Annotated in this window: 6 protein-coding genes; 5 read left to right on the top strand and 1 reads right to left on the bottom strand. The window is 73.8% G+C overall.

Annotation, left to right across the window (positions count from 1 at the left end):
• The coding region (locus K7G61_RS34595; RefSeq protein WP_263985220.1) for a type I polyketide synthase at positions 1–12,629 on the bottom strand (12,629 nt) is incomplete at its 3' end.
• Positions 12,630–13,505: 876 nt separating this feature from the next.
• Between K7G61_RS34595 and K7G61_RS34600 the strand changes: the two genes are divergently transcribed.
• The 5 genes from K7G61_RS34600 to K7G61_RS34620 all read left to right on the top strand — a co-directional run.
• Positions 13,506–14,675 carry a cytochrome P450 gene (locus tag K7G61_RS34600; protein ID WP_225851125.1) on the top strand — a complete coding sequence of 390 codons (1,170 nt, stop codon included), beginning with the start codon at positions 13,506–13,508 and terminating at the stop codon, positions 14,673–14,675.
• A 461-nt stretch (positions 14,676–15,136) separates the two neighbouring features.
• The gene (ccrA, locus tag K7G61_RS34605) at positions 15,137–16,522 is read left to right on the top strand and encodes a crotonyl-CoA carboxylase/reductase (protein WP_225851126.1); all 1,386 of its coding nucleotides are present in this window, start codon (positions 15,137–15,139) and stop codon (positions 16,520–16,522) included.
• On the top strand, positions 16,519–17,565 hold the full coding sequence (locus K7G61_RS34610; protein ID WP_225851127.1) for a 3-oxoacyl-ACP synthase III family protein: 1,047 nt from the start codon (positions 16,519–16,521) through the stop codon (positions 17,563–17,565). The genes ccrA and K7G61_RS34610 overlap by 4 nt, the downstream gene beginning before the upstream one ends.
• Entirely contained in the window at positions 17,562–18,464 is a 903-nt protein-coding gene (locus K7G61_RS34615) for a 3-hydroxybutyryl-CoA dehydrogenase (RefSeq protein ID WP_225851128.1), read from the top strand. Before K7G61_RS34610 ends, K7G61_RS34615 begins: the two co-directional genes overlap by 4 nt.
• A gap of 267 nt (positions 18,465–18,731) precedes the next feature.
• Positions 18,732–22,085, top strand: a 3,354-nt coding sequence (locus K7G61_RS34620) for a type I polyketide synthase (protein ID WP_225851129.1), incomplete at its 3' end; no start/stop codon positions are given.

The raw sequence follows: 22,085 nt of genomic DNA on the forward strand, positions 1-22,085 counted from the left end.
CGGAAAGCGAGTCCGGGGGCGATCGCGGCGGCGTCGGAGTGGCCGAGGACGGTTGCGGTGTGGGCGGTGACCAGGGACAGCAGGTCCGACGCGGGGGCCTTGGGTGTCGGCAGGGTCTGCGGCATCGAGAGGTCCGCGGTGGTCAGCGCGGGACGTCCGGCGGCCAGCGCGGTGTCGAACATGGCCAGGGCCCGTTCCGTACTGATGGGGCGGATGCCCTTGCGGGCGAGGCGTTCGCGGTCGGCCGCGGTGAGGTGGGCGGTCATGCCGCTCTCCTGCTCCCAGTAGCCCCAGGCCATCGACACGGCGGGCAGTCCGAGGGTCTGCCGGTGTGCGGCGAGGGCGTCGAGGTAGGAGTTGGCGGCCGCGTAGCCGGCCTGGCCGGCGTTGCCGAGTACGCCCGCGGCCGCGGAGAACAGCACGAAGGCGGCGAGGTGGTGCTCGCGGGTCAGCTCGTGCAGGTGCCAGGCGCCGTCGACCTTGGGGCGCAGCACCCGGTCGAGCTGCTCGGCGGTCAGCCGTTCCACGACGGTGTCGTCGAGCACGCCGGCCGCGTGGACGACGGCGGTGAGCGGATGCCCGGCCGGGATGGAGGCCAGGACGGCCGCCAGCGCGTCCCGGTCCGCGACGTCGCAGGCCGCGACCCGCACGTCGACGTCCCCATACGGCTCCAGGTGCGGCACCGCGCCGCCGCCGCGGCTGACGAGCAGCAGGTGCCGTACTCCGTAGCGGGACACCAGGTGCCGGGCGACGGCCCGGCCGAGGGTGCCGGTGCCGCCGGTGATCAGCACGGTGCCGTCGGGGTCGATCGGCCCGGGGACGTTGAGGACGATCTTGCCGGTGTGGCCGGCCTGGCTCATCAGGCGGAAGGAGGCGACGGCCTGGCGGAGGTCCGAGGCGGTGACCGGCAGCGGCTCCAGCGTCCCGTCGGCGACCATCGCCACGACCCGGGACAGGATGTCGCCCTGCCGCGCGGGGTCGACGTCGTTGAGGTCGAAGGCCCGGTAGATGAGGCCCTCGGGTGAGCGGACGTCCGTCTTGCCCAGCTCGACGAAGCGTCCGCCGTCGGCGAGCAGCCGCAGGGAGGCGTCGGTGAGTTCTCCCGCGAGCGAGTTGAGGACGACGTCCATGGCCGGGAACCGGTCGGCGAACCGGGTGTCGCGGGACGAACCGATGTGGTCGTCCGCCAGTCCGAGGCTGCGCAGGGTGTCCCACTTGGCGGGGCTCGCGGTGGCGAAGACCTCCGCACCGCTGTTCAGGGCCAGCTGGATGGCGGCCATGCCGACCCCGCCCGCGCCGGAGTGGACCAGGACCCGGTCGCCGGGGCGGAGTTCGCCGAGGTCGAACAGCGCGTACCAGGCGGTGGTGAACGCGATGGGCACCGACGCCGCCGTGGTGAAGCTCCAGCCGTCGGGGATCGCCGCCAGGAGCCGGTGGTCGGCGACCGCGCGCGGCCCGAAGGCGCCGGGCATCATTCCCATGACGCGGTCGCCGGGCCGCCAGGCCGTGACGCCGGGACCGACGTCGAGGACGGTGCCGGCCCCTTCGCCGCCCAACGGGGGCCGGTCCGGGTACATGCCGAGGGTGATGAGCACGTCGCGGAAGTTCAGGCCGGCCGCTCGTACGGCGACCCGTACCTGTCCCGGTGCCGGCGCGGCCTCGTGCCAGGGCAGCAGGGCCAGGTCGTCCAGTTGTCCGGTGCCGGACTCGCTCAGCCGGTACGCGCCGTCGGGGGCGGTCAGTTCCGGCGCGTACCTGGCCTGCCGCGGTACGAGGACGCCTTCCCGGCGCAGGGCCAGTTCGGGTTCGTCGCCGGCTGTCATGGCGGCCCGGACCGCGTCCTGCTCGGACGCGTCGCCCATGTCGACCAGGACGAACCGGCCGGGGTGCTCGGCGGCGGCGCTGCGGACCAGGCCGCGTACTGCCGCTCCCGCCACACCGCGGGTGAGGACGGCGAGGCGCGCGCCCGCCCGCTCCGGCCGCTCCGCCAGGAAGTCCTGGACGAGTGCGCGAGCCCGCTGGGTGAGCGCGTGCACGGAGTCCGCGTCGGCGTCCGCGGTGAGTACCGGGCTCGGCACCACCTCGGTCGGTGCGCTCGCGGTGAGGGGCACCCACTGGGTGTGCAGCACCGCGGCCCGGGCCCCGGTGGACGGGCGGACGGTCAGCGCGGCGATGTCCGCGACCGGGTTGCCGGACAGGTCGGTCAGTGTCGCGCGGTAGGTGTCCGGGCCCGTGCGGGCCAGGTGGACCCGGGCGGACGACACACCGGTGGTGTGCACGGCGACACCGGAGAAGGAGAACGGCAGCCGGATCCGGGTGTCGGGGCCGAGCAGGATCAGCGGCTGGAGTGCGGCGTCCAGGAGCGCGGGGTGCGTGCCGAAGCGGGCGCCGTCGGGGACGGACACCTCGGCGTACAGTTCGTCCTCGCCCTGCCACAACTCCCGCACGCCCTGGAACGCGGGTCCGTACTGGTATCCGAGTCCGGCGAGGAAGGCGTAGAACCCTTCGGGGTCCACGGGTTCGGCGTTCCTCGGGGGCCAGTCGACGCGTCCGGCCGTCACCTGGCCGCCGAGGGTTCCGGAGGCATGGCGGACCCAGCCGTCGCCGCCCTTGGAGTGCACGGTGACAGGTCTGCGGCCGGCGTCGTCCGGGGCGCCGACCGCGACCTGGATGTCCGTCGGTGTGTCCGAGAGCGCGAGGGGCAGGTGCAGGACGAGGTCGTCGAGGGTCCCGCCGGCCAGGGTGGCGAGTTCGAGGAAGGCGGTGCCCGGCAGCAGGACCGTGCCGTCGACGGCGTGGTCGGCCAGCCAGGGGTGGGTGCGGGTGGAGACGCGGCCGCTGTGCACGGTGCTCCCGTCGGGCAGTTCGACGGTGCTGCCCGCCAGCGGGTGCCCGGTGCCGTGGTCGCCGGCCGCGGGGGTGAGCCAGTAGGTGCTGCGCTGGAAGGCGTAACGCGGCAGCCTGACGCCGTGTGGGCGGGCGTGCGGCCAGGTCACGGCGACGCCCTGGACGTGGAGGCGGGCCAGGGCGGTGTGGAATTCCCCGATGGCGCCGTGGTCGCGGCGCAGGGTGCCGGTGGCCACGCCGTCCAGGTCCTGCACCAGCACCGGGTGCGGGCTGACTTCGACGAACACCTCGTGGCCGTCGGCGGTCAGCCGGGCGGTGGCCAGGTCGAACCGTACGGGTTCGCGGAGGTTGCGGTACCAGTAGCCCGCGTCGAGAGCGGAGGTGTCGGCCGGCTCGCCGGTGACCGTGGAGTAGAACGGGATCTCCGACGGGCGGGGCGTGACATCGGCCAGGTCGGCCAGAAGCTGCTCGCGGACCGCCTCGACCTGGACGGAGTGGGCGGCGTAATCGACGGGGATCGCGCGGGCGCGTACACCGTCCCTGGCACAGGCCGCCAGCAGTTCGTCCAGCGCCCCGCGGTCGCCGGACACCACCACCGTCGAGGCGGAGTTGACCACCGCGACAGTGACCCGGTCGCCCCAGGGACCCAGATAGCCGGCGGCGTCGTCCGCGGACAGCGCGACCGACACCATGCCGCCGTGTCCGGCCAGGACGACCAGGGCCTTGCTGCGCAGGGCGACCACCTTCGCGGCATCCTCCAACGACAACGCCCCGGCCACATACGCCGCCGCGATCTCCCCCTGCGAATGCCCCACCACCGCATCCGGCCCCACACCATGAGCACGCCACAACTCCGCCAGCCCCACCATCACCGCGAACAACACCGGCTGCACCACATCCACCCGCTCCAACGAGCCGTGACCGGTCAGCACCTCCACCAACGACCAATCCGTATACGGGGACAAGGCAGCCGCGCAGGCATCGATCACGTCCCGGAACACCGGCTCCGACCCGTACAACTCCCCACCCATCCCCACCCACTGCGCACCCTGCCCCGGAAACACGAACACCCGCCGACCCACCGGACGGGCCACCCCGGTCACCAGGCCCGGCACCGTGCCGCCCTCGGCCAGGACGTCGAGCGCCGCGGCCGTGCCCACCACCACCGCCCGGTGCTCGAACACCGTACGGGCGGCCAGCGCGCCCCCGACCGCCGCCGCAGTCACCTCCGGATGTGCGGCGGTGAAGGCACGCAGCCGGCGCGCCTGGTCCCGCAACGCCGCTTCGGACCTGGCCGACAACGGCCAGAGGACCCGGTCGTCGGCGCGGCCCCGGGGGGAGGGTCGGGTCGCGTCGGCCTCGGCGGGCTGTTCGAGGATCACATGGGCGTTGGTGCCGCTGATGCCGAAGGCGGAGACGGCGGCCCGCCGCGGTCGCCCGGTTCCGGGCCAGGCGACCGGTTCGGTCAGCAGGCGGACGCCGCCCGAGGCCCAGTCGACGTGCGGCGTGGGCTTGTCCACGTGGAGGGTCCGCGGCAACTGCCCGTGCCGCATCGCCATCACCATCTTGATCACACCCGCCGCGCCCGCCGCCGCCTGGGTGTGGCCGATGTTCGACTTCACCGAACCCAGCCACAACGGCTCACCCCGACCCCGCCCCTGCCCGTACGTCGCCAGCAGCGCCTGCGCCTCAATGGGATCGCCGAGCGTCGTGCCCGTACCGTGCGCCTCCACCGCGTCCACGTCCACCGCCGACAACCCGGCATTCGCCAGCGCCTGACGGATCACCCGCTCCTGCGAAGGGCCGTTGGGCGCGGTCAGGCCGTTGGAGGCACCGTCCTGGTTGGTGGCGGAGCCCCGGACGACCGCCAGCACCTCGTGTCCGTTGCGGCGGGCGTCTGACAGGCGTTCCAGCAGTACCAGGCCGGCGCCCTCGGCCCAGCCCGCCCCGTCGGCCGCCGCGGCGAAGGACTTGCTGCGACCGTCGGGTGCGCTCGCCCCCTGCCGGGACATCTCGGTGAACAATGTGGGTGCGGCGTTGACGGTGACGCCGCCGGCCAGGGCGAGGGAGCATTCTCCCGAACGCAGCGCCTGTGCGGCCAGGTGCAGGGCCACCAGGGACGACGAGCAGCCGGTGTCCAGGGACAGTGCCGGGCCGAGCAGGCCCAACTGGTACGCCAGCCGGCCGGACCCCACGCTCGACGCGGTACCGGTGACCTGGTAGCCCTCCAGGTCGTCGGGGACGGGCCCGGTGGCGTAGCCGGTGGACCAGATGCCGGTGAACACGCCGGTGGGTGTGCCCTCCAGCGCGGTCGGGTCGATGCCGGCGTACTCGACGGTCTCCCACGCGGTCTCCAGCAGGACGCGCTGCTGCGGGTCCATGGCGAGCGCCTCGCGGGGCGAGATCCCGAAGAACGCGGCGTCGAAGTCGCCGGCGGCGTCGAGGAAGCCGCCCTGGGACGTGTTCGACGTGCGGGGGCGGCTTCCGGTCGGGTCGTAGAGGCGGTCGGTGTCCCATCCCCGGTCGGCCGGGAAGCCGCCGATCGCGTCCACGCCGTCCGCGACCAGCCGCCACAGGTCCTCGGGGGTGCCGACGCCGCCGGGGAAACGGCAGCCCATGCCGATGACCGCGATCGGCTCGTCCGTCGCGGCCGCCGCCGGGGCCTGCGGCGCGGCCTGCTCACCGGACAGGTGGGCGGCCAGGCGTGCCGGGGTGGGATGGTCGAAGACGAGGGTTGCGGGCAGTTTCACCCCGAGCGCGGCGGTCAGGCGGTTGCGCAGTTCCACCGAGGTCAGCGAGTCGAAGCCCAGGTCCTTGAACGCCTGCCGGGGGTCGAGCCGCCCGGCGGTGGCGTGTCCCAGCACCGCGGCGGCCTGGGTGGTGATCAGCTCCAGCAGGTCGGTGCGGGCGCCGGCGGGCGCGGGGCGGGGGGCCTGCGGCCGGCTGTGCGTCTCGGGCAGGTCCCGCAGCAGCCGGCTCGGCCGGGTGTGGGTGTAGGCGCGGGCGAACTGCGCCCAGTCGACCTCGGTGACGACCGCGAGGGCCTCGTCGTGGTCGAGGACGTCCTGCAGCGCGTCGAGTGCCCGGCCCGGGTCCAGTTCGCCGAGGCCGAGGAGGGTGCGCTGGCGCTGCACGGATTCCAGGGCCGCCATGCCGCCTTCGGCCCAGATGCCCCACGCGACGGAGGTCGTGGCGCGGCCCTGGGCGCGGTGCCGGGCGGCCAGGGCGTCGAGGAAGGCGTTGCCGGCGGCGTAGGCCGCGCCGTGGCCGTCGCCCCACACGCCCGCGGTGGAGGAGAACAGGACGAAGGCGTCGAGGTCCGGCAGGAGTTGCGCCAGGTTCGCCGCCCCGGCGACCTTGGCCGCGACGACCTCGGCGAACCGCGCCGGTGTCGTGTCGGCCAGCCTGGTCGCCCTGATCACGCCGGCGGTGTGGAAGACCGCGCGGATGTCGCCGACGCGCTCGACGAGGTCCCGCAGGGCGTCCCGGTCGGCCACGTCGCACGCCGCGACGGTCACCCGCGCCCCGGCCGCCTCCAGTTCGTCGCGCAGACCGGCCGCGCCTGGCGCGTCGGGGCCGCGGCGGGAGGCCAGCACGATGTGCTCCGCGCCCTGTCGCGCGAGACGGCGGGCCACGTGTCCGCCGAGGGCGCCGGTGCCGCCGGTGACGAGCACCGTCCCTCTCGGCCGCCAGGTCCGCGCGGCCGGGCGTGCGGCCTTGCGGCGCAGCCGCCTGGCGAAGCACCGGGTGCCGCGGATCGCCACTTGGTCCTCGCCCGTGCCGGCGAGCACGCCGAGCAGCGCGCTCACGCTCTCCTCGTCGGGCACGGCGGGAAGGTCGACCAGCCCGCCCCAGCCCTGCGGGAACTCCAGCGCCGCGGACAGGCCGGTGCCCCACGCCAGGGCCTGGGCGGGGCTGGTGACCGGGTCGGTGCCCGAGGTGCTCACGGCGCCGCTGGTCGCGCACCACAGCGGGACTGCCGGTGTCCGCTCCGGGTCCAGGGTGCGGACCAGGTCCAGGGTGCGGACCAGGCCCGCCGGGAGCACCGGGTGGTCGGGGTGCGGCTCCTCGTCCAGCGCCAGCAGCGACAGCACACCGTCCGGCCCGGGCCGGGCGTCCCAGGTGTCGGCCACCGCGAAGCCCCGTTCCCGCAGGGCCTCGGCCCACGGGTGGCCGGTCGTGGCCAGGACGAGCCAGCGGGCCGGGTCCACCGGGGCCGCCGTGCCGCTCGTCGGCGCCCACACCACCTCGTACCGCCAGTCCTCGCGAGGCGCCGGCGGGGTCGCGGTCACCCAGTAGGGCTCGCGCTGGAAAGGGTACGTGGGCAGGTTCGCCCTGGGTGCGGTGCGGGGCAGGACCGCAGTCCAGTTGACGTCGGCCCCGGCGGCGTAGAGGCGTCCGGCCGCGGCCAGGAACTCGGTGAGGCCGCCGTGGTCGCGGCGCAGGGTTCCGGTGGCGGCGGCATCCAGCGCGGGCACGAGTACCGGGTGCGGGCTGACTTCGACGAACACCTCGTGGCCGTCGGCGGTCAGCCGGGCGGTGGCCAGGTCGAACCGTACCGGTTCGCGGAGGTTGCGGTACCAGTAGCCCGCGTCGAGAGCGGAGGTGTCGACCGGCTCGCCGGTCACCGTGGAGTAGAACGGGATCGCCGACGGGCGGGGCGTGACGCCGGCCAGGTCGGCCAGAAGCTGCTCGCGGACCGCCTCGACCTGGACGGAGTGGGCGGCGTAGTCGACGGGGATCACGCGGGCGCGCACACCGTCCCTGGCACAGGCCGCCAGCAGTTCGTCCAGCGCCCCGCGGTCGCCGGACACCACCACGGCCGAGGCGGAGTTGACCACCGCGACGGTGACCCGGTCGCCCCAGGGACCCAGATAGCCGGCGGCGTCGTCCGCGGACAGCGCGACCGACACCATGCCGCCGTGTCCGGCCAGGACGACCAGGGCCTTGCTGCGCAGGGCGACCACCTTCGCGGCATCCTCCAACGACAACGCCCCCGCCACATACGCCGCCGCGATCTCCCCCTGCGAATGCCCCACCACCGCATCCGGCCCCACACCATGAGCACGCCACAACTCCGCCAACCCCACCATCACCGCGAACAGCACCGGCTGCACCACATCCACCCGCTCCAACGAGCCGTGGCGCAGTTCGTCGACCAGCGACCAGTCGGTGTACGGCGACAGGGCGGCGGCGCACGCGTCGATCGCGTCCCGGAAGACCTCGGACTGCTCGTACAAGTCACGGCCCATGCCCGGCCACTGCGCCCCCTGTCCGGGGAAGACGAACACGGTCCCGCCGGTACGGGCCGGCAGGCCCGGCGGGAGCGCTGCCAGCCCGGACAGCAGTTCGTCCCGGTCGGCGCCGACCGCCGCTGCCCGGTGCGGGAACCGGGTGCGGGCGGCCAGTGCGCGGCTGATCGCGGCGGCCGGGACGTCGGGGTGGGCGGTCGCGTACGCGTGCAGCCGCTCGGCCTGGGCGCGCAGCGCCGCGTCGGTCTTCGCGGACAGCAGCCACACGGTGGGGGCGGCCCGGCCGGCGGGGTCGGGAAGGTGGCCGGGGTCGGGGTCGGGGTCGGGGGACTGTTCGAGGATCACATGGGCGTTGGTGCCGCTGATGCCGAAGGCGGAGACGGCGGCCCGCCGCGGTCGCCCGCTTCCGGGCCAGGCGACCGGTTCGGTCAGCAGGCGGACGCCGCCCGAGGCCCAGTCGACGTGCGGCGTGGGCGCGTCCACGTGGAGGGTCCGCGGCAACTGCCCGTGCCGCATCGCCATCACCATCTTGATCACACCCGCCACACCCGCCGCCGCCTGGGTGTGACCGATGTTCGACTTCACCGACCCCAACCACAACGGCTCACCCCGACCCTGCCCGTACGTCGCCAGCAGCGCCTGCGCCTCGATCGGATCGCCGAGCGTCGTGCCCGTACCGTGCGCCTCCACCGCGTCCACGTCCACCGCCGACAACCCGGCATTCGCCAGCGCCTGACGGATCACCCGCTCCTGCGAAGGGCCGTTGGGCGCGGTCAACCCATTGGAGGCCCCGTCCTGGTTGACCGCCGAACCCCGCACCAGCGCCAGCACCTCGTGTCCGTTGCGGCGGGCGTCGGACAAGCGCTCCAGCAGTACCAGGCCGGCGCCCTCGGCCCAGCTCGTGCCGTCGGCCGCGGCGGCGAAGGGCTTGCTGCGACCGTCCGCCGCCAGGCCGTGCTGGCGGGAGAACTCGGTGAAGCCCAGCGGTGTCGCCATGATCGTGACACCGCCGGCGAGCGCCAGCGAGCACTCGCCCGCGCGCAGGGCCTGGACGGCCAGGTGGACCGCGACCAGGGACGACGAGCACGCGGTGTCCACTGAGAGCGCCGGACCGCGCAGCCCGAGGTGGTAGGCGACGCGGCCGGACGTGACGCTGTTCGCGGTGCCGGTGAACAGGTAGCCCTCCAAGTCCTCCGGCAGGCCCGGCCCGGTCGCGTAGCCGGACGACCAGACGCCGGCGAACACACCGGTCCGGCTGCCGCGCAGTGCGGTCGGGTCGATCCCGGCGTGCTCGAAGGTCTCCCAGGCGGTCTCCAGCACGAGCCGCTGCTGCGGGTCCATGGCGAGCGCCTCGCGGGGCGAGATCCCGAAGAACGGCGCGTCGAAGCCGGCCACCGCCTCCAGGAACCCGCCCCGGGTGGTGTACGTGGTGCCCGCACCGCGCAGTTTCGGGTCGTACAGGCCGCCCAGGTCCCAGCCGCGGTCGTCGGGGAAGTCGCCGATCGCGTCGACGCCCTGCGCGACCAGCCGCCACAGGTCGTCCGGCGAGGCCACCCCGCCGGGGAAGCGGCAGCCCATGCCGACGATGACGACCGGGTCGTCGTCGACGGCCTCGGCGGCGGGGGCCGGCCGGTCGCCGGGGCCGGTGCGCAGCCAGTCGATCAGCTCCGCGGGCGTCGGGTGGTCGAAGACGAGGCCGGCGGGGAGCTGCCGGTCCAGCGCGCCGGCCAGGCGGTTGCGCAGTTCCAGCCCGGTGACGGAGTCGAAGCCGAGATCCTTGAAGGTGAGCGCGGGATCGATGTCCGCGGGGTCCTCGTGGCCCAGCACGAGCGCGATCTGCGCGGTGACCACGGCGGCCGCGTCGACCGGGTCGCCGCTGTGCGGGTCGCCCGATTCCGGGTCGGCCCTGTCCGAACCGCCGTCCGGCCGGCCGGGCGCGGCGGTCCGCGCCGGCTGCGTCCGCGGGCCGGCCGGGGTCCGTCCGCTCTGCCCGGCTGTCGCTTCGGGCAGCCAGTACGAGCGGCGCTGGAAGGCGTACGTGGGCAGGTCGACCGGCTCGGTCTCGGGAACGGCCGGGGACCAGTCGACCGGCACGCCCGCCACGAACAGCCGGGACAGTGCGGTCAGGAAGGTGTCCGGCCCGCCCCGGTCACGGCCCAGCGTGCCGGTGGCGACGCCGGGCACGCCGGTCTGCTCACGGGTCTGTTCGACGGCGGGCAGCAGCACCGGGTGCGGGCTGACCTCGACCACGACGTCGTGCCCGTCCGCCAGCAGTGCGGCCGTGGCCAGGTCGAAGCGGACCGGTTCGCGCAGGTTGCGGTACCAGTAGCCGGCGTCGAGCCGCGTGGTGTCGTCGAGGAGGCCGCCGGTGACCGCGGAGTAGTACGGGATGGTGCCCCGCAGCGGCCGTACACCGTCCAGTTCGGTGAGCAGCCGCTCGCGGATCGCCTCGACGTGCACGGAATGGGAGGCGTAGTCCACCGGGACGACGCGGGCGCGGACACCGTCCGCGGCGCAGGACCCGACCAGTTCGGACAGGGCCCGCGTGTCGCCGGACACCACGACCGAGCCGGTGGCGTTGACCACGGCGACCGTCAGCGCGCCGCCCCAGCGCGACACGTAGTCCTCGGCCCGCTCGGCGGGCAGCGCCATGGACACCATGCCGCCCTCACCGGTCAGCGCCACCAGCGCGCGGCTGCGCAGTGCCACGATCCGGGCCGCGTCGGACAGCGACAGCGCGCCCGCGACGTATGCCGCGGCGATCTCGCCCTGCGAGTGCCCGACGACCGCGTCGGGCTCGGCACCGAAGGAGCGCCACAGCGCCGCCAGGGACACCATCACCGCGAACAGCGCGGGCTGAACGACGTCCACACGGTCGAGCGGGGCGCCGTCCAGGACATCGGCCAGGGACCAGTCGGTGTACGGGGCCAGGGCCTCGGCGCACTCGTCCATGGCGGCCCGGAAGACGGGGTACGCGGCGTACAGTTCCCGGCCCATGCCGGCCCACTGCGCGCCCTGGCCGGGGAACACGAAGACGGTACGTCCCGGAGTGCCGGCCCGTCCGGCGGCGACCTCGGCGGAGTCGAGCAGGACCGCGCGGTGCGCGAAACGGGTTCTGGTGGTGGCCAGCGCGTGTGCGACCTCCGCGCCGGTCAGGTCCGGGTGGCTGCGCACGTGTTCGCGCAGGCGCTCGATCTGCGCGCGCAGGGCCCGCTTGGTCCTCGCCGTGACGATCCAGGGCGTCGGCCGGGCTCGGGGGGCGGGCCGCCGGGCCCGCGGCGCGGCCGGAACGGGCGCCTGCTCGACGATCACGTGCGCGTTGGTGCCGCCCATGCCGAACGACGACACGCCGGCGAGCAGGGGCGCGTCCGGCCGCGGCCAGGGGGTCAGAGCGGTCTGGACCCGCAGCGCCAGCGCGTCGAGCGGGATGTCGGGGTTGGGGGTTTCGTAGTTCAGGCTCGGCGGCAGTGCGCGGTGGTACACGCTGAGGACGGCCTTGAGCAGACCGACGATGCCCGCGGCGCCTCCCAGGTGGCCGACGTTCGTCTTGGCGGACCCGACCCGCAGGGCGCTGTCGGGGCCGCCCTCGGCGTCGCCCGGCGCGGCCGGGTCCGCCTCGGCCGGGTCGCGGTAGGCCGCAGCGAGGGCGGCGGCCTCGATGGGGTCGCCGACGGCGGTGCCGGTGCCGTGCAGTTCCACGTACTGCACGTCCGCGGGACGCACGCCGGCGCGGGCCAGTGCCGCGCGGATGACCTGTTCCTGGGCCTGCGCGCTGGGCACGGTCAGGCTCCGTGTGGCGCCGTCGTTGTTGACCGCGCTGCCCCGGACGACGCCGTAGACGCGATCCCCGTCGGCCAGCGCCTGGGCCAGCGGTTTGAGGACGAGGAAGGCGCCGCCCTCGCCGCGGACGAAGCCGTTGGCCCGAGCGTCGAAGGTGTAGCAGCGGTCGTCGGGGGACAGGCCGCCGAACTCCGCCGCGCCCTCCTCGCGGGCGGCGGTCAGGTTGAGGTTCACCCCGCCGGCCAGCGCGAGCGCCGACTCGCCACGGCGCAGGCTCTCGACCGCCAGGTGCACCGCGACCAGCGCCGACGACTGGGCGGTGTCGACCGTCATGCTCGGTCCGCGCACACCGAGGAAGTGTGAAACGCGGTTGGCGATGACGCCCCGGTTGATACCGGTCAGCGTGTGCGGCGTGATGTGGCGGGGGTGGGCCAGGGACGTGTAGTCGTCCCACATCGACCCGACGAACACCCCCGTCGGGCCGCCCGTCAGCGTGCTCGGCACGATCCGGGCGTCCTCCAGGGCCTCCCAGGCGAGTTCGAGCATGAGCCGCTGCTGCGGGTCCATGGCGGCGGCCTCACGAGGGGACACACCGAAGAACGCCGCGTCGAAGCCGTCCACCCGGTCCAGGTAGCCGCCGTGCCGCACGCCCTGCCGGCCCGCGGGCGGCGCGGTGATCGCGTCGGCCCCGTCGCACAGCAGTCGCCAGAACGCCTCCGGATCCGGGGCTTTCGGAAACCTGCCCGCCATTCCGACGACAGCGACACGATCGGCGTCCGAATCCAAGGGGAAACGCATCACATCGACACCTCGTGAGCCGGGGAAATGAAGGAAGGCGGGGTGTTTCCGCAGCAGTCCCGACGGTGCGGCTCCGGCCGCGTTCGCGGCCGGATTCTCGAGCGCGCGGGGCAGCCCGGCGACCCGGTCCTGTCCGAACCCGGACTCGACCGCGCTTAGGGTGCCTGGATCGATCGAACGGTTCTCGCGAGCGACAGCTTTGGCGATCTTTGAGGAAAACGCGCTGGTGAGCTGTGCGAAGGGGCGGCGATGATCGGCCTGCCGTGCAGACGAGCATGGCAGCATGCCCGACGCCATCGCCATAGGCCAGGCGAAGGCTGTCTCAAACAAGGCACTTCACAACGTCACATGCCTGCACAGCAAAGACACCGTGGCGAAATCCGTCCTGTGGCGGGAAGGACCCTAAGGGCGAGGATGTTTCGGCGTTGTTGCCGGCGGTATTGTCGCCGCGTAACCGGCGCAACGTGCCGGGTTCATGTCCGGGTTCATGTCCGGGTTCACGGCCGTGTTCCTGGGCACTGTCGACGCCGCCGGTGAGGGCGCCATAGAATCCCCATTCGCACTCGCGGAAGAGAACGTCCTCGGCCGTCGTCCGGCCACCCGGAGCACCGCGCGCGGCGATCGACGACCGGATCGGGCGATCCCGCCACCGCCGCCGGCGGCGGCAACTGCGGCCGAACCGTTCGACCCCCGTCGACCGCGGGACGACCACGAAGCGCCACCCCCCGGCGGCATGAAACCCCAGCTGTCACCAATGCGTGCACCGGACCTGGCTCAGCGATCGGCGTCCGGTGCCCGCCCCTGGTGGCATCCAGTCAGGAGGCAGCGATGCGAGCCACGTTCCCGTTCACCACACCACGCCACCTCGACAACGAGCCCGAAGCCGAGGCTCTGCTCGCACAGGCTCCGGTCGTCCTCGCGACGATGGGTCCGGCAGAGGTCTGGCTCGCCCTTTCCTACCAGGCGGTGCGCCAGGTTCTGAGCGACAGCCGGTTCAGCCGGGAGGCGGCCACACTTCCGGGCAGCCCGCTGAAACTGTCCGTCGCCGCCGACCCGTTACTGGTCTCCAGCCTGGACGGCGAGCGCCACGGTCGCCTGCGCAAGCTGATGGCGCAGGCGTTCAGCCCACGCATGGTCGATCAGCTCGAACCACGTGTGCAGTCCATTGTGGACTCCTTGCTCGACTCCCTCGGTCCTACGGCGGATCTTGTGGCGGGTCTCTGCGCTCCACTGCCGTTGATGGTCATCTGCGAGCTGCTCGGCGTGCCCTACTCCGAGGCGGAGGCCATCCGCGGGTGGACCAGGCGGCTGTTCGTCACGGACATCACCGCGGACGAGCTGCGGGCCGCGCAGGGCGAGATGCAGGACTGGCTCGCCGACCTGGTGCGTCAGAAGCGGGCGAGGCCGGACAGCGGATTGATCTCGGCGATGGTCGCCGCCAACGACGAGGGCGACCACCTCACCGAACCCGAGTTGCTGGCCAACCTGGAGGGCCTGCTCATCGCCGGCCACGAGACGACCGTCAACCAGCTGGGCAACTCGTTGCTGACCCTGCTGCGCCACCCGGACCAACTCGCGCTGCTGCGGAGCTCGCCGGACCTGATCGGACCCGCGGTCGAGGAACTACTGCGCTACAGCAGGCTTTTCACCTCGGCCGAGGTCCGGGTCACGACCGGGCCCGTCGAGTTGGAGGGCATCGAGCTGGGGGCGGGCGAACCGGTGTTGCCGGTCGTCGTCGCGGCCAACCGCGACCCCGGTGTGTACCCGGATCCCGGCCGCTTCGACATCACACGCGAAGGACCGGCGGCGCACCTCGCCTTCGGGCACGGGCCGCACTTCTGCCTCGGCGCGATGCTGGCCCGCCGGGAGATGCGGGTGGCGATCGGGTCCGTGGTGAAACGGTATCCGGGACTGCGCCTCGCCGTTGACGAGTCCGAGCTCACCTACGTGCCGGAACTCGTCTTCCGCGGCCTGCAGTCGTTGCCGGTCACCTGGTGATCCGAAGTCCCGGGCGCCGGCTTCCGGCTCGGGAGCGCGGTTCGTCGATCGCGCCGGTGGAGGGCGATGCCGACGGCACGGCGGGCGAGTTCGCGCGAATTATGAACGTGAACGGCGGCCGGCGCCATCCTGGACGCCCCCAGCCCTGGGCGAGGGACCGTGCACGTCCCGTACCCCGCCTCACCCCACCACAGCGGCCGGCAGGAGCGGGGTTTCTGGGGCGGGCGGCGCCTTGAGGTGGGGTTTGGCCGTAGGGGGCGTTTAAGGGTGGTGACCGCCTGTGCGCGTGCGTAGCGTTTCTGTCGCCCGGGGTCGGCGAGCGGTTCCCGGCCTTCTGCGCCCCGCCGCAGCGCCGCGGTGACCGGCATCCACTCCCGATCGGCGGACGCGCCCCTCCCGCACCCTGACGGATGTCTGTCCGCATGCCCCGGCTGCCACCGTACTTGTCGAGAAGGGGAGCCATGGACTCGTTAGCCGAAGCGCTGCTCGCAGGAGCGGATGCGGCGGAACTGGAACGGCTGGAGCTGCCCGGCACCTACCTGGCCGCGCACCTGCGCGCCGAGGACGTGGGCATGTTCGGGGACGCCGAGGACAAGGACGTCCGCCGCTCGCTGCGTGTCGGCCCGGTGCCGATGCCCGACCTCGCGCCCGACGAGGTGCTGGTGGCCGTCATGGCCAGCTCCATCAACTACAACACCGTGTGGTCGGCGACCTTCGCACCGGTGCCGACGTTCGAGTTCCTCAAGCGGTACGGCCGGCAGGGCGGGTTCGCCGCCCGCCACGACCGGCCGTACCAGGTGCTCGGCTCGGACGGGGCCGGTGTCGTCGTGCGCACGGGCGCGGGCGTACGGCGCTGGCGGACCGGTGACCACGTGGTCGTCTCCTGCGTCCAGGTCGACGAGCAGGAACCGGCCACGCACGCGGACGCGATGCTCGGCGGTGAACAGCGCATCTGGGGCTACGAGACCAACTTCGGCGGCCTGGCGCACTACGCCGTGGTCCGCGCGAGCCAGTTGCTGCCCAAGCCGTCCCACCTCACCTGGGAGGAGGCGGCAAGTGTGCTGCTGACGGCCACCACCTCGTACCGCATGCTGGTCAGCGAGAACGGTGCCCGCATCAAGCAGGGCGACATCGTCCTCATCTGGGGCGCCACCGGCGGCCTGGGCGCCTATGCCGTGCAGCTGGTGAAGAACGCCGGGGGCATCCCGGTGGGCGTGGTCGGTTCGGCGTACAAGGCGGAGGTGCTGCGCCGGCTGGGCTGCGACATCGTCATCGACCGTACCGAGATCGGCATCGACGGCGACGCCCCGCTCAGCCCGCAGGACACCATCGACGCGGGCAAGCGCCTCGGCCGGGAGATCCGCCGGCAGGTCGGCGAGGACCCCCACGTCGTCTTCGACTACATCGGGCGTGCCACCTTCGGCATCTCCGTCTTCGTCGTCCGCAAGGGCGGCATGGTCGTGACCTGCGGATCCAGTACCGGCTACGACCATCACTTCGACAACCGCTACCTGTGGATGAACCTGAAGCGGATCGTGGGCTGTCATGCCGCCAACCTCCAGGAACAGGCCGAGTGCAACCGGCTGTTCGGGCTCGGGCTGCTGTCGCCCGCCGTCTCGGCCGTCTATCCGCTGAGCGAGGTCGGCGAGGCGACCCGGCTGGTCCAGCGCAATCAGCACATCGGCAAGGTCGGGGTGCTGTGCATGGCGCCGCGGGAGGGCCTCGGCGTCACCGACCGGAAGACCCGCGCCAGGATCGGCGAGGAGCGGATCAACCTCCTGCGCGGCGCCGGCGTACCGGACCGGCCGCTGCCGTCCCCCGTCCTGGAAGGAGTGGGCCGACCGTGACCGAAGTGCGCGTCGGAATCCTGTCCACCGGCTCCTACCTGCCCAAGCTGGAGGTCAGCAACGAGGAGGTGGCAGAGCGCGTCGGAGTCACCGCCGAATGGATCGAACGCAAGACGCAGATCCGCTCGCGACGGTACGCCGCCCCGCACGAAGCGACCTCCGACCTGGCGGCGTCGGCCGGCGCCGCCGCCCTCGAACAGGCCGGGCTGACCGCCGACCAGGTCGACTACCTCATCGTCGCCACCTCCACCGGAGACTTCCCGCAGCCCCCGACGTCCAGCCTGGTGCAGCACCGGCTCGGTGCCGACGCCGCGGCCTGCTTCGACGTCAACGTCGTGTGCAGCGGCTTCGTCTACGCGCTCGCACTCGCCCGCAGCCTGGTCACCGTCGAACCGGCCGCGCTGGTGCTGGTGATAGGCGCGGACCTCTACTCGCGCATCATCGACTTCGACGACCGCAAGACGGCCGTGCTGTTCGCCGACGGGGCCGGCGCCGCCGTCGTCGGCGCGGTGCCGGAACCGTACGGCATCATCGGCATCGACCTGCACAGCCGCGGCGACGCCCACCACCTCATTCGGGTGGAGGCCGGCGGCAGCCGCAACCCGGCCACGGCCGGAACCGTCGCCGAGGGCGGCCACTTCTTCCGCATGGACGGCCGCGGGGTGCGCGACTTCGTCGTCGACAACGTCCCCGCCGCCCTCCGGGCGCTGGCCGACCGGACCGGTCACGACCTGTCCGGCGTCGACCACTTCGTACCCCATCAGGCCAACGGTGTCCTGATCGACGAAGTCGCCGAACGCGCCGGCCTGCGGCGTGCCCGCACCCACCGCCCACTGCACAAGTACGGCAACGTGGGCAGCGCGTCGGTGGCCGTCGCCCTCGACGAGGCGCACCGCGCGGGTGCCCTGCGGCCCGGGGAACTGGTGCTGCTCGCCGGGTTCGGCGGCGGCATGTCCATCGGGGCGTCGCTGCTCACCTGGGGAGCCGGTGACGGCCCGGCGGCGCGGGCCGCCCACGACGCGCGGGAAGGCAGGGCCTCATGACCGCGACCGGGACCGAGCCGGTGTCCACCCCGGCGTACGGCACCGCGGCGCAGCGGGTCGGTGTCGTCGGCAGCGGCATCATGGGCGCCGGCATCGCCGAACTGTGTGCCACGCACGGCCTGGACGTCGTCGTGGCCGTCTCCTCCGAGGCGTCGCTGGCCGCCGGACCCGGGCGGCTGGCCCGCTCACTGGACCGCGGGGTCGGCAAGGGAAAGCTGACACCGGGGGAACGCGACGAGGCACTGAGCCGGGTCACCTTCACCACCGACCTGAACGCGCTGGCGGACCGCGATGTCGTCATCGAGGCGGTCAAGGAGGACGAGCAGCTCAAGCTGGGGCTCTTCAGTACGCTCGACAAGATCGTCCAGGGCCCCGACGCGATCCTCGCCTCCAACACCTCCTCGCTGCCGATCGCGCGGCTGGCCCGGGCCACCACCCGGCCCTCCCGGGTCGTCGGCATGCACTTCTTCAATCCCGTGCACGCGCTGCCGCTCGTGGAGGTCGCCGGTTCCGTCCTGACCGACCCCGCCGTCAGCGCCCGCGCTCTGGAGTTCGTGTCCGGGGCCCTCGGCAAGCAGCCCATCAGCGTTCCCGACCGGGCGGGTTTCGTCGTCAACGCCCTGCTCTTCCCGTACCTGCTGTCCGCCGTCCGCATGGTCGACGCGGGAATCGTCTCCGCCGAGACCGTCGACCAGGGCATGGTCCAGGGCTGCTCCCATCCCATGGGCCCGCTGCGGCTGGCGGACCACATCGGCCTCGACACGACCGCCTCCATCGCGGCAGCCATGTACGCGGAGTTCAAGGAGCCGCTGTACGCGCCGCCACCGCTGCTGCTGCGCATGGTGGAGGCCGGTCTGCTGGGCAGGAAGTCCGGCCGCGGCTTCTACGAATACCCCTGACACCCCTGATATCCCTGACGGCCCTGAACCCCTGACAGTCCTGGACCCCTGCACCCCCTGACGCCGCGCACGTTCACGCGCGTCCGCACCCCCGCACCCCGAGCCCGCGCACCGCGGGGCACCTGCCGCCGGCGCGCCCGCACACGCGCGCGCACCCGCACCCGCACCCGCACCCGCACCCGCACCTGAGAGTTCTCGCCGAGCCCACCGCGGTCACTCGTGAGCGTCACCGCGCCGTGCGCTGCCGCCGAAAGGAAGAGCCTTCCCATGGCCACTGCACCTGGGTCCAGCGTCGCCCCCGCCACCTCCGCGGAGCGGGACGAACCGATCGCTGTCGTCGGGCTGTCCTGCCGTTTTCCGGGTGCTCCCGGACCGGCGGCCTACTGGCGGCTGCTGACGGAGGGCCGCAGCGCCGTGTCCGCCACTGTGCCCGGCGGCCGTCCCGGCCTGCCCGCGGGCAGCGTGCCGCGGCCCGCGGGTTTCCTCGACGGCGTCGACCGGTTCGACGCCGAGTTCTTCGGCATCACCCCGCGGGAGGCGGCGGCCGCCGACCCCCAGCAACGGCTCGCGCTGGAACTGGCGTGGGAGGCGCTGGAGAACGCGGGCATCGTCCCCGCGGCCCTGCGCGACGGCGACACCGCCGTCTACATCGGAGCCATGTGGGACGACTACGCCCGGCTCACCCAGCAGCAGGGCCCGGACGCCGTCACCCACCACACCATCACGGGCGTCAGCCGCGGCATCATCGCCAACCGGATCTCCTACGTCCTCGGGCTGCGCGGCCCCAGCGTCGTCGTGGACAGCGGCCAGTCCTCCTCGCTGGTGGCCGTGCGCTTCGCCTGCGAGAGCCTGCTGCGCGGCGACTGCTCGGCGGCGCTGGCCGGCGGGGTCAGCCTCGCCCTGGCCCCGGAAGGCTTCACCGTGGCCGAGCGGTTCGGCGCGCTCTCGCCGACCGGTACCACGTACGCCTTCGACGCCCGGGCCGACGGTTACGTACGCGGTGAGGGAGGCGGCCTCGTCGTTCTGAAGACCCTGAGGCGTGCCCTGGCCGACGGCGACCGCGTACACGCCGTGATCCGCGGCGGCGCCGTCAACAACGACGGCGGCGGCCGGAACCTCACCGCTCCTCACGGGGCCGCGCAGGAGGAGGTGCTGCGGCGCGCCTACCGGCGGGCCGGTGTGGACCCGGCCGCGGTCCGCTTCGTGGAACTGCACGGCACCGGCACTCCCCTCGGCGATCCCGTGGAGGCCGCCGCGCTCGGCGCCGTCCTCGGCAGTGGTGCCGGCCGGCCCGGCGCGCGGCCGCTGCTCACCGGCTCCGCCAAGACCGGCATCGGTCACCTGGAGGGCGCCGCCGGTATCGCCGGACTGATCAAGACGGTGCTGTGTCTGAGGGAACGCACCCTCGTCCCGAGCCTCAACTTCGAATCGCCCAACCCCGCCATCCCCCTGGACGACCTCGGCCTCGCCGTCAACGACCGCCTCACCCCCCTCACCGCACCCGGGGACGGCCCCCTCTACGCCGGCATCAGCTCGTTCGGGATGGGAGGCACCAACTGCCACCTCGTGCTGGCCGACTGGACTCCCGATCCGGCCACGGCCGCCGGCTCCCCCGCCACCGCGGCCCCCGCCCGCTCGGCTCCCACCCCCCTCCCGGTCTCCGCCCGCACCCCCGCCGCCCTCGCCGCCCAGGCCGCGGCGCTGTACGACCACCTCACCGGGCGACCGGGACTGCGCCTGGACGACGTGGCGCACTCCTTGGCCACCACTCGCACCCACTTCGAGCACCGCGCCCTCCTCCTCGCCGACGGCCGCGACGACGCGCTCGCCGCGCTGCACGCCCTCGCCGGCGGGGCCGGCGGCCCCCGCGCCGTCACCGGCCGCGTCCGGCCGGGCGGCCTCGCCTTCCTGTTCACCGGCCAGGGCAGCCAGCGCCCCGGCATGGGCCGCGAGCTGTACGGGACCTACCCGGCGTTCGCCCAGGGGCTCGACGCCGCGTTCGCGGCGCTGGACCCGCACCTCGAACGACCGCTGCGCGAGGTGATGTTCGCCGCCGAGGACACGCCCGAGGCCGCGCTGCTCGACACCACCGGCTGGACACAGCCCGCGCTGTTCGCTTACGAGACCGCGATGTTCCGGCTGCTGGAGCACTTCGGCGTCGCACCCGCCTTCGTGATGGGGCACTCCGTGGGCGAACTGGCCGCCGCGCACGCGGCGGGCGTGCTGTCGCTGGACGACGCCGCGGCCCTGGTCGCCGCCCGTGGACGGCTGATGCAGGCACTTCCGGCCCGCGGTGCCATGGTGTCCGTCCAGGCGTCCGAGGCCGAACTGCTGCCCGAACTCGCCGCCCTGACCGACCGGGTGTCGATCGCCGCGCTCAACGGTCCGGCGGCCACGGTCGTGGCCGGTGACGAGGCCGCCGTACTGGCCGTCGCCGACCGGTGGCGGCAGGCCGGCCGCAAGACCAAACGGCTGCGGGTGAGCCACGCCTTCCACTCCCCGCACATGGAACCGGTGCTCGACGCGTTCCGGGACGTCGCGGCCGCCCTGTCCTACCACGCGCCGCGCATCCCCGTCGTGTCCAACCTCACCGGCCTGCTCGCGGACCCACGGGAGATCGCGCTTCCGGATCACTGGGTGCGCCACGCCCGCGACGGCGTCCGCTTCCACGACGGCGTCACGGCACTTGCCCACGCCGGCGCCCGCAGCTTCCTGGAGGTCGGCCCCGACGCCGTCCTCGCCGCGATGGGCCGCGACTGCCTGCCCGCCGAACACGTTCCGGCCGCCGCCTTCCCCGCCACCGCCCGCCGCTCCCGGCCCGAGGTGCCCACCTTGCTGCGCGCGCTCGCCGAACTCCACGTCCGCGGGGTCCGCGTCGACTGGGACAAGACCGTCGCCGGCCGGGCCGGGCGCCGCGTCGAGTTGCCCACCTACCCCTTCCAGCGCACCTCGCACTGGCTGACCGCGGCCGCGGCCGACCGGCCGGCGCCCCCCGCGGAGCCGGCGCCCATGGCGGAGCCGGTGCCCCCGCCCGCCGCCGCGGCGACCGAGCCCACCGCGCCGGCCGCCCCGGCCGCCGGCTTCGCGGCACGCCTGGCCGCGTCGCCCCCGGCCGGTGCCGGGCGGATGCTCGACGACCTCGTACGGACCCAGGTCGCGGCGGTCATGGGATACGCCGACGCGGACGCCGTCGACGTCACCCGCACGTTCAAGGAACTCGGCTTCGACTCCCTCAGCGGCGTCGAACTGTGCGACCGGCTCAGTGAGGCCACCGGCACCCGGCTCCCCGCGACCCTCGTCTTCGACCACCCCACGACCGAGGACGTCGTGCGGCACCTGCGCACCGAACTGCTGGGCGCCCCCGACGGGGCCGGTTCCGCCCGGCCCGCCACCACCACCGCCACCGCGTCCGGCACGGGCAGCGGCACCGGGACCGGCACCGAGGACGACCCGATCGTGATCGTGGGGGTGGGGTGCCGGTATCCGGGTGGGGTGGGGTCGGCGGAGGACTTGTGGGAGCTGGTGGTGTCGGGGGTGGACGCGGTGTCCGGGTTCCCCGTGGACCGGGGTTGGGACGTGGAGGGACTGTTCGATCCCTCGGGCGAGCGAGCGGGCTCGACA

The organism is Streptomyces sp. HPF1205 (assembly GCF_020400825.1).
Classification (GTDB): Bacteria; Actinomycetota; Actinomycetes; order Streptomycetales; family Streptomycetaceae; genus Actinacidiphila.

Coding starts and splice junctions, on each gene's coding strand:
- K7G61_RS34600 (WP_225851125.1), top strand. CDS start 13,506: ATGCGAGCCACGTTCCCGTTCACCACACCACGCCACCTCGACAACGAG.
- ccrA (WP_225851126.1), top strand. CDS start 15,137: ATGGACTCGTTAGCCGAAGCGCTGCTCGCAGGAGCGGATGCGGCGGAA.
- K7G61_RS34615 (WP_225851128.1), top strand. CDS start 17,562: ATGACCGCGACCGGGACCGAGCCGGTGTCCACCCCGGCGTACGGCACC.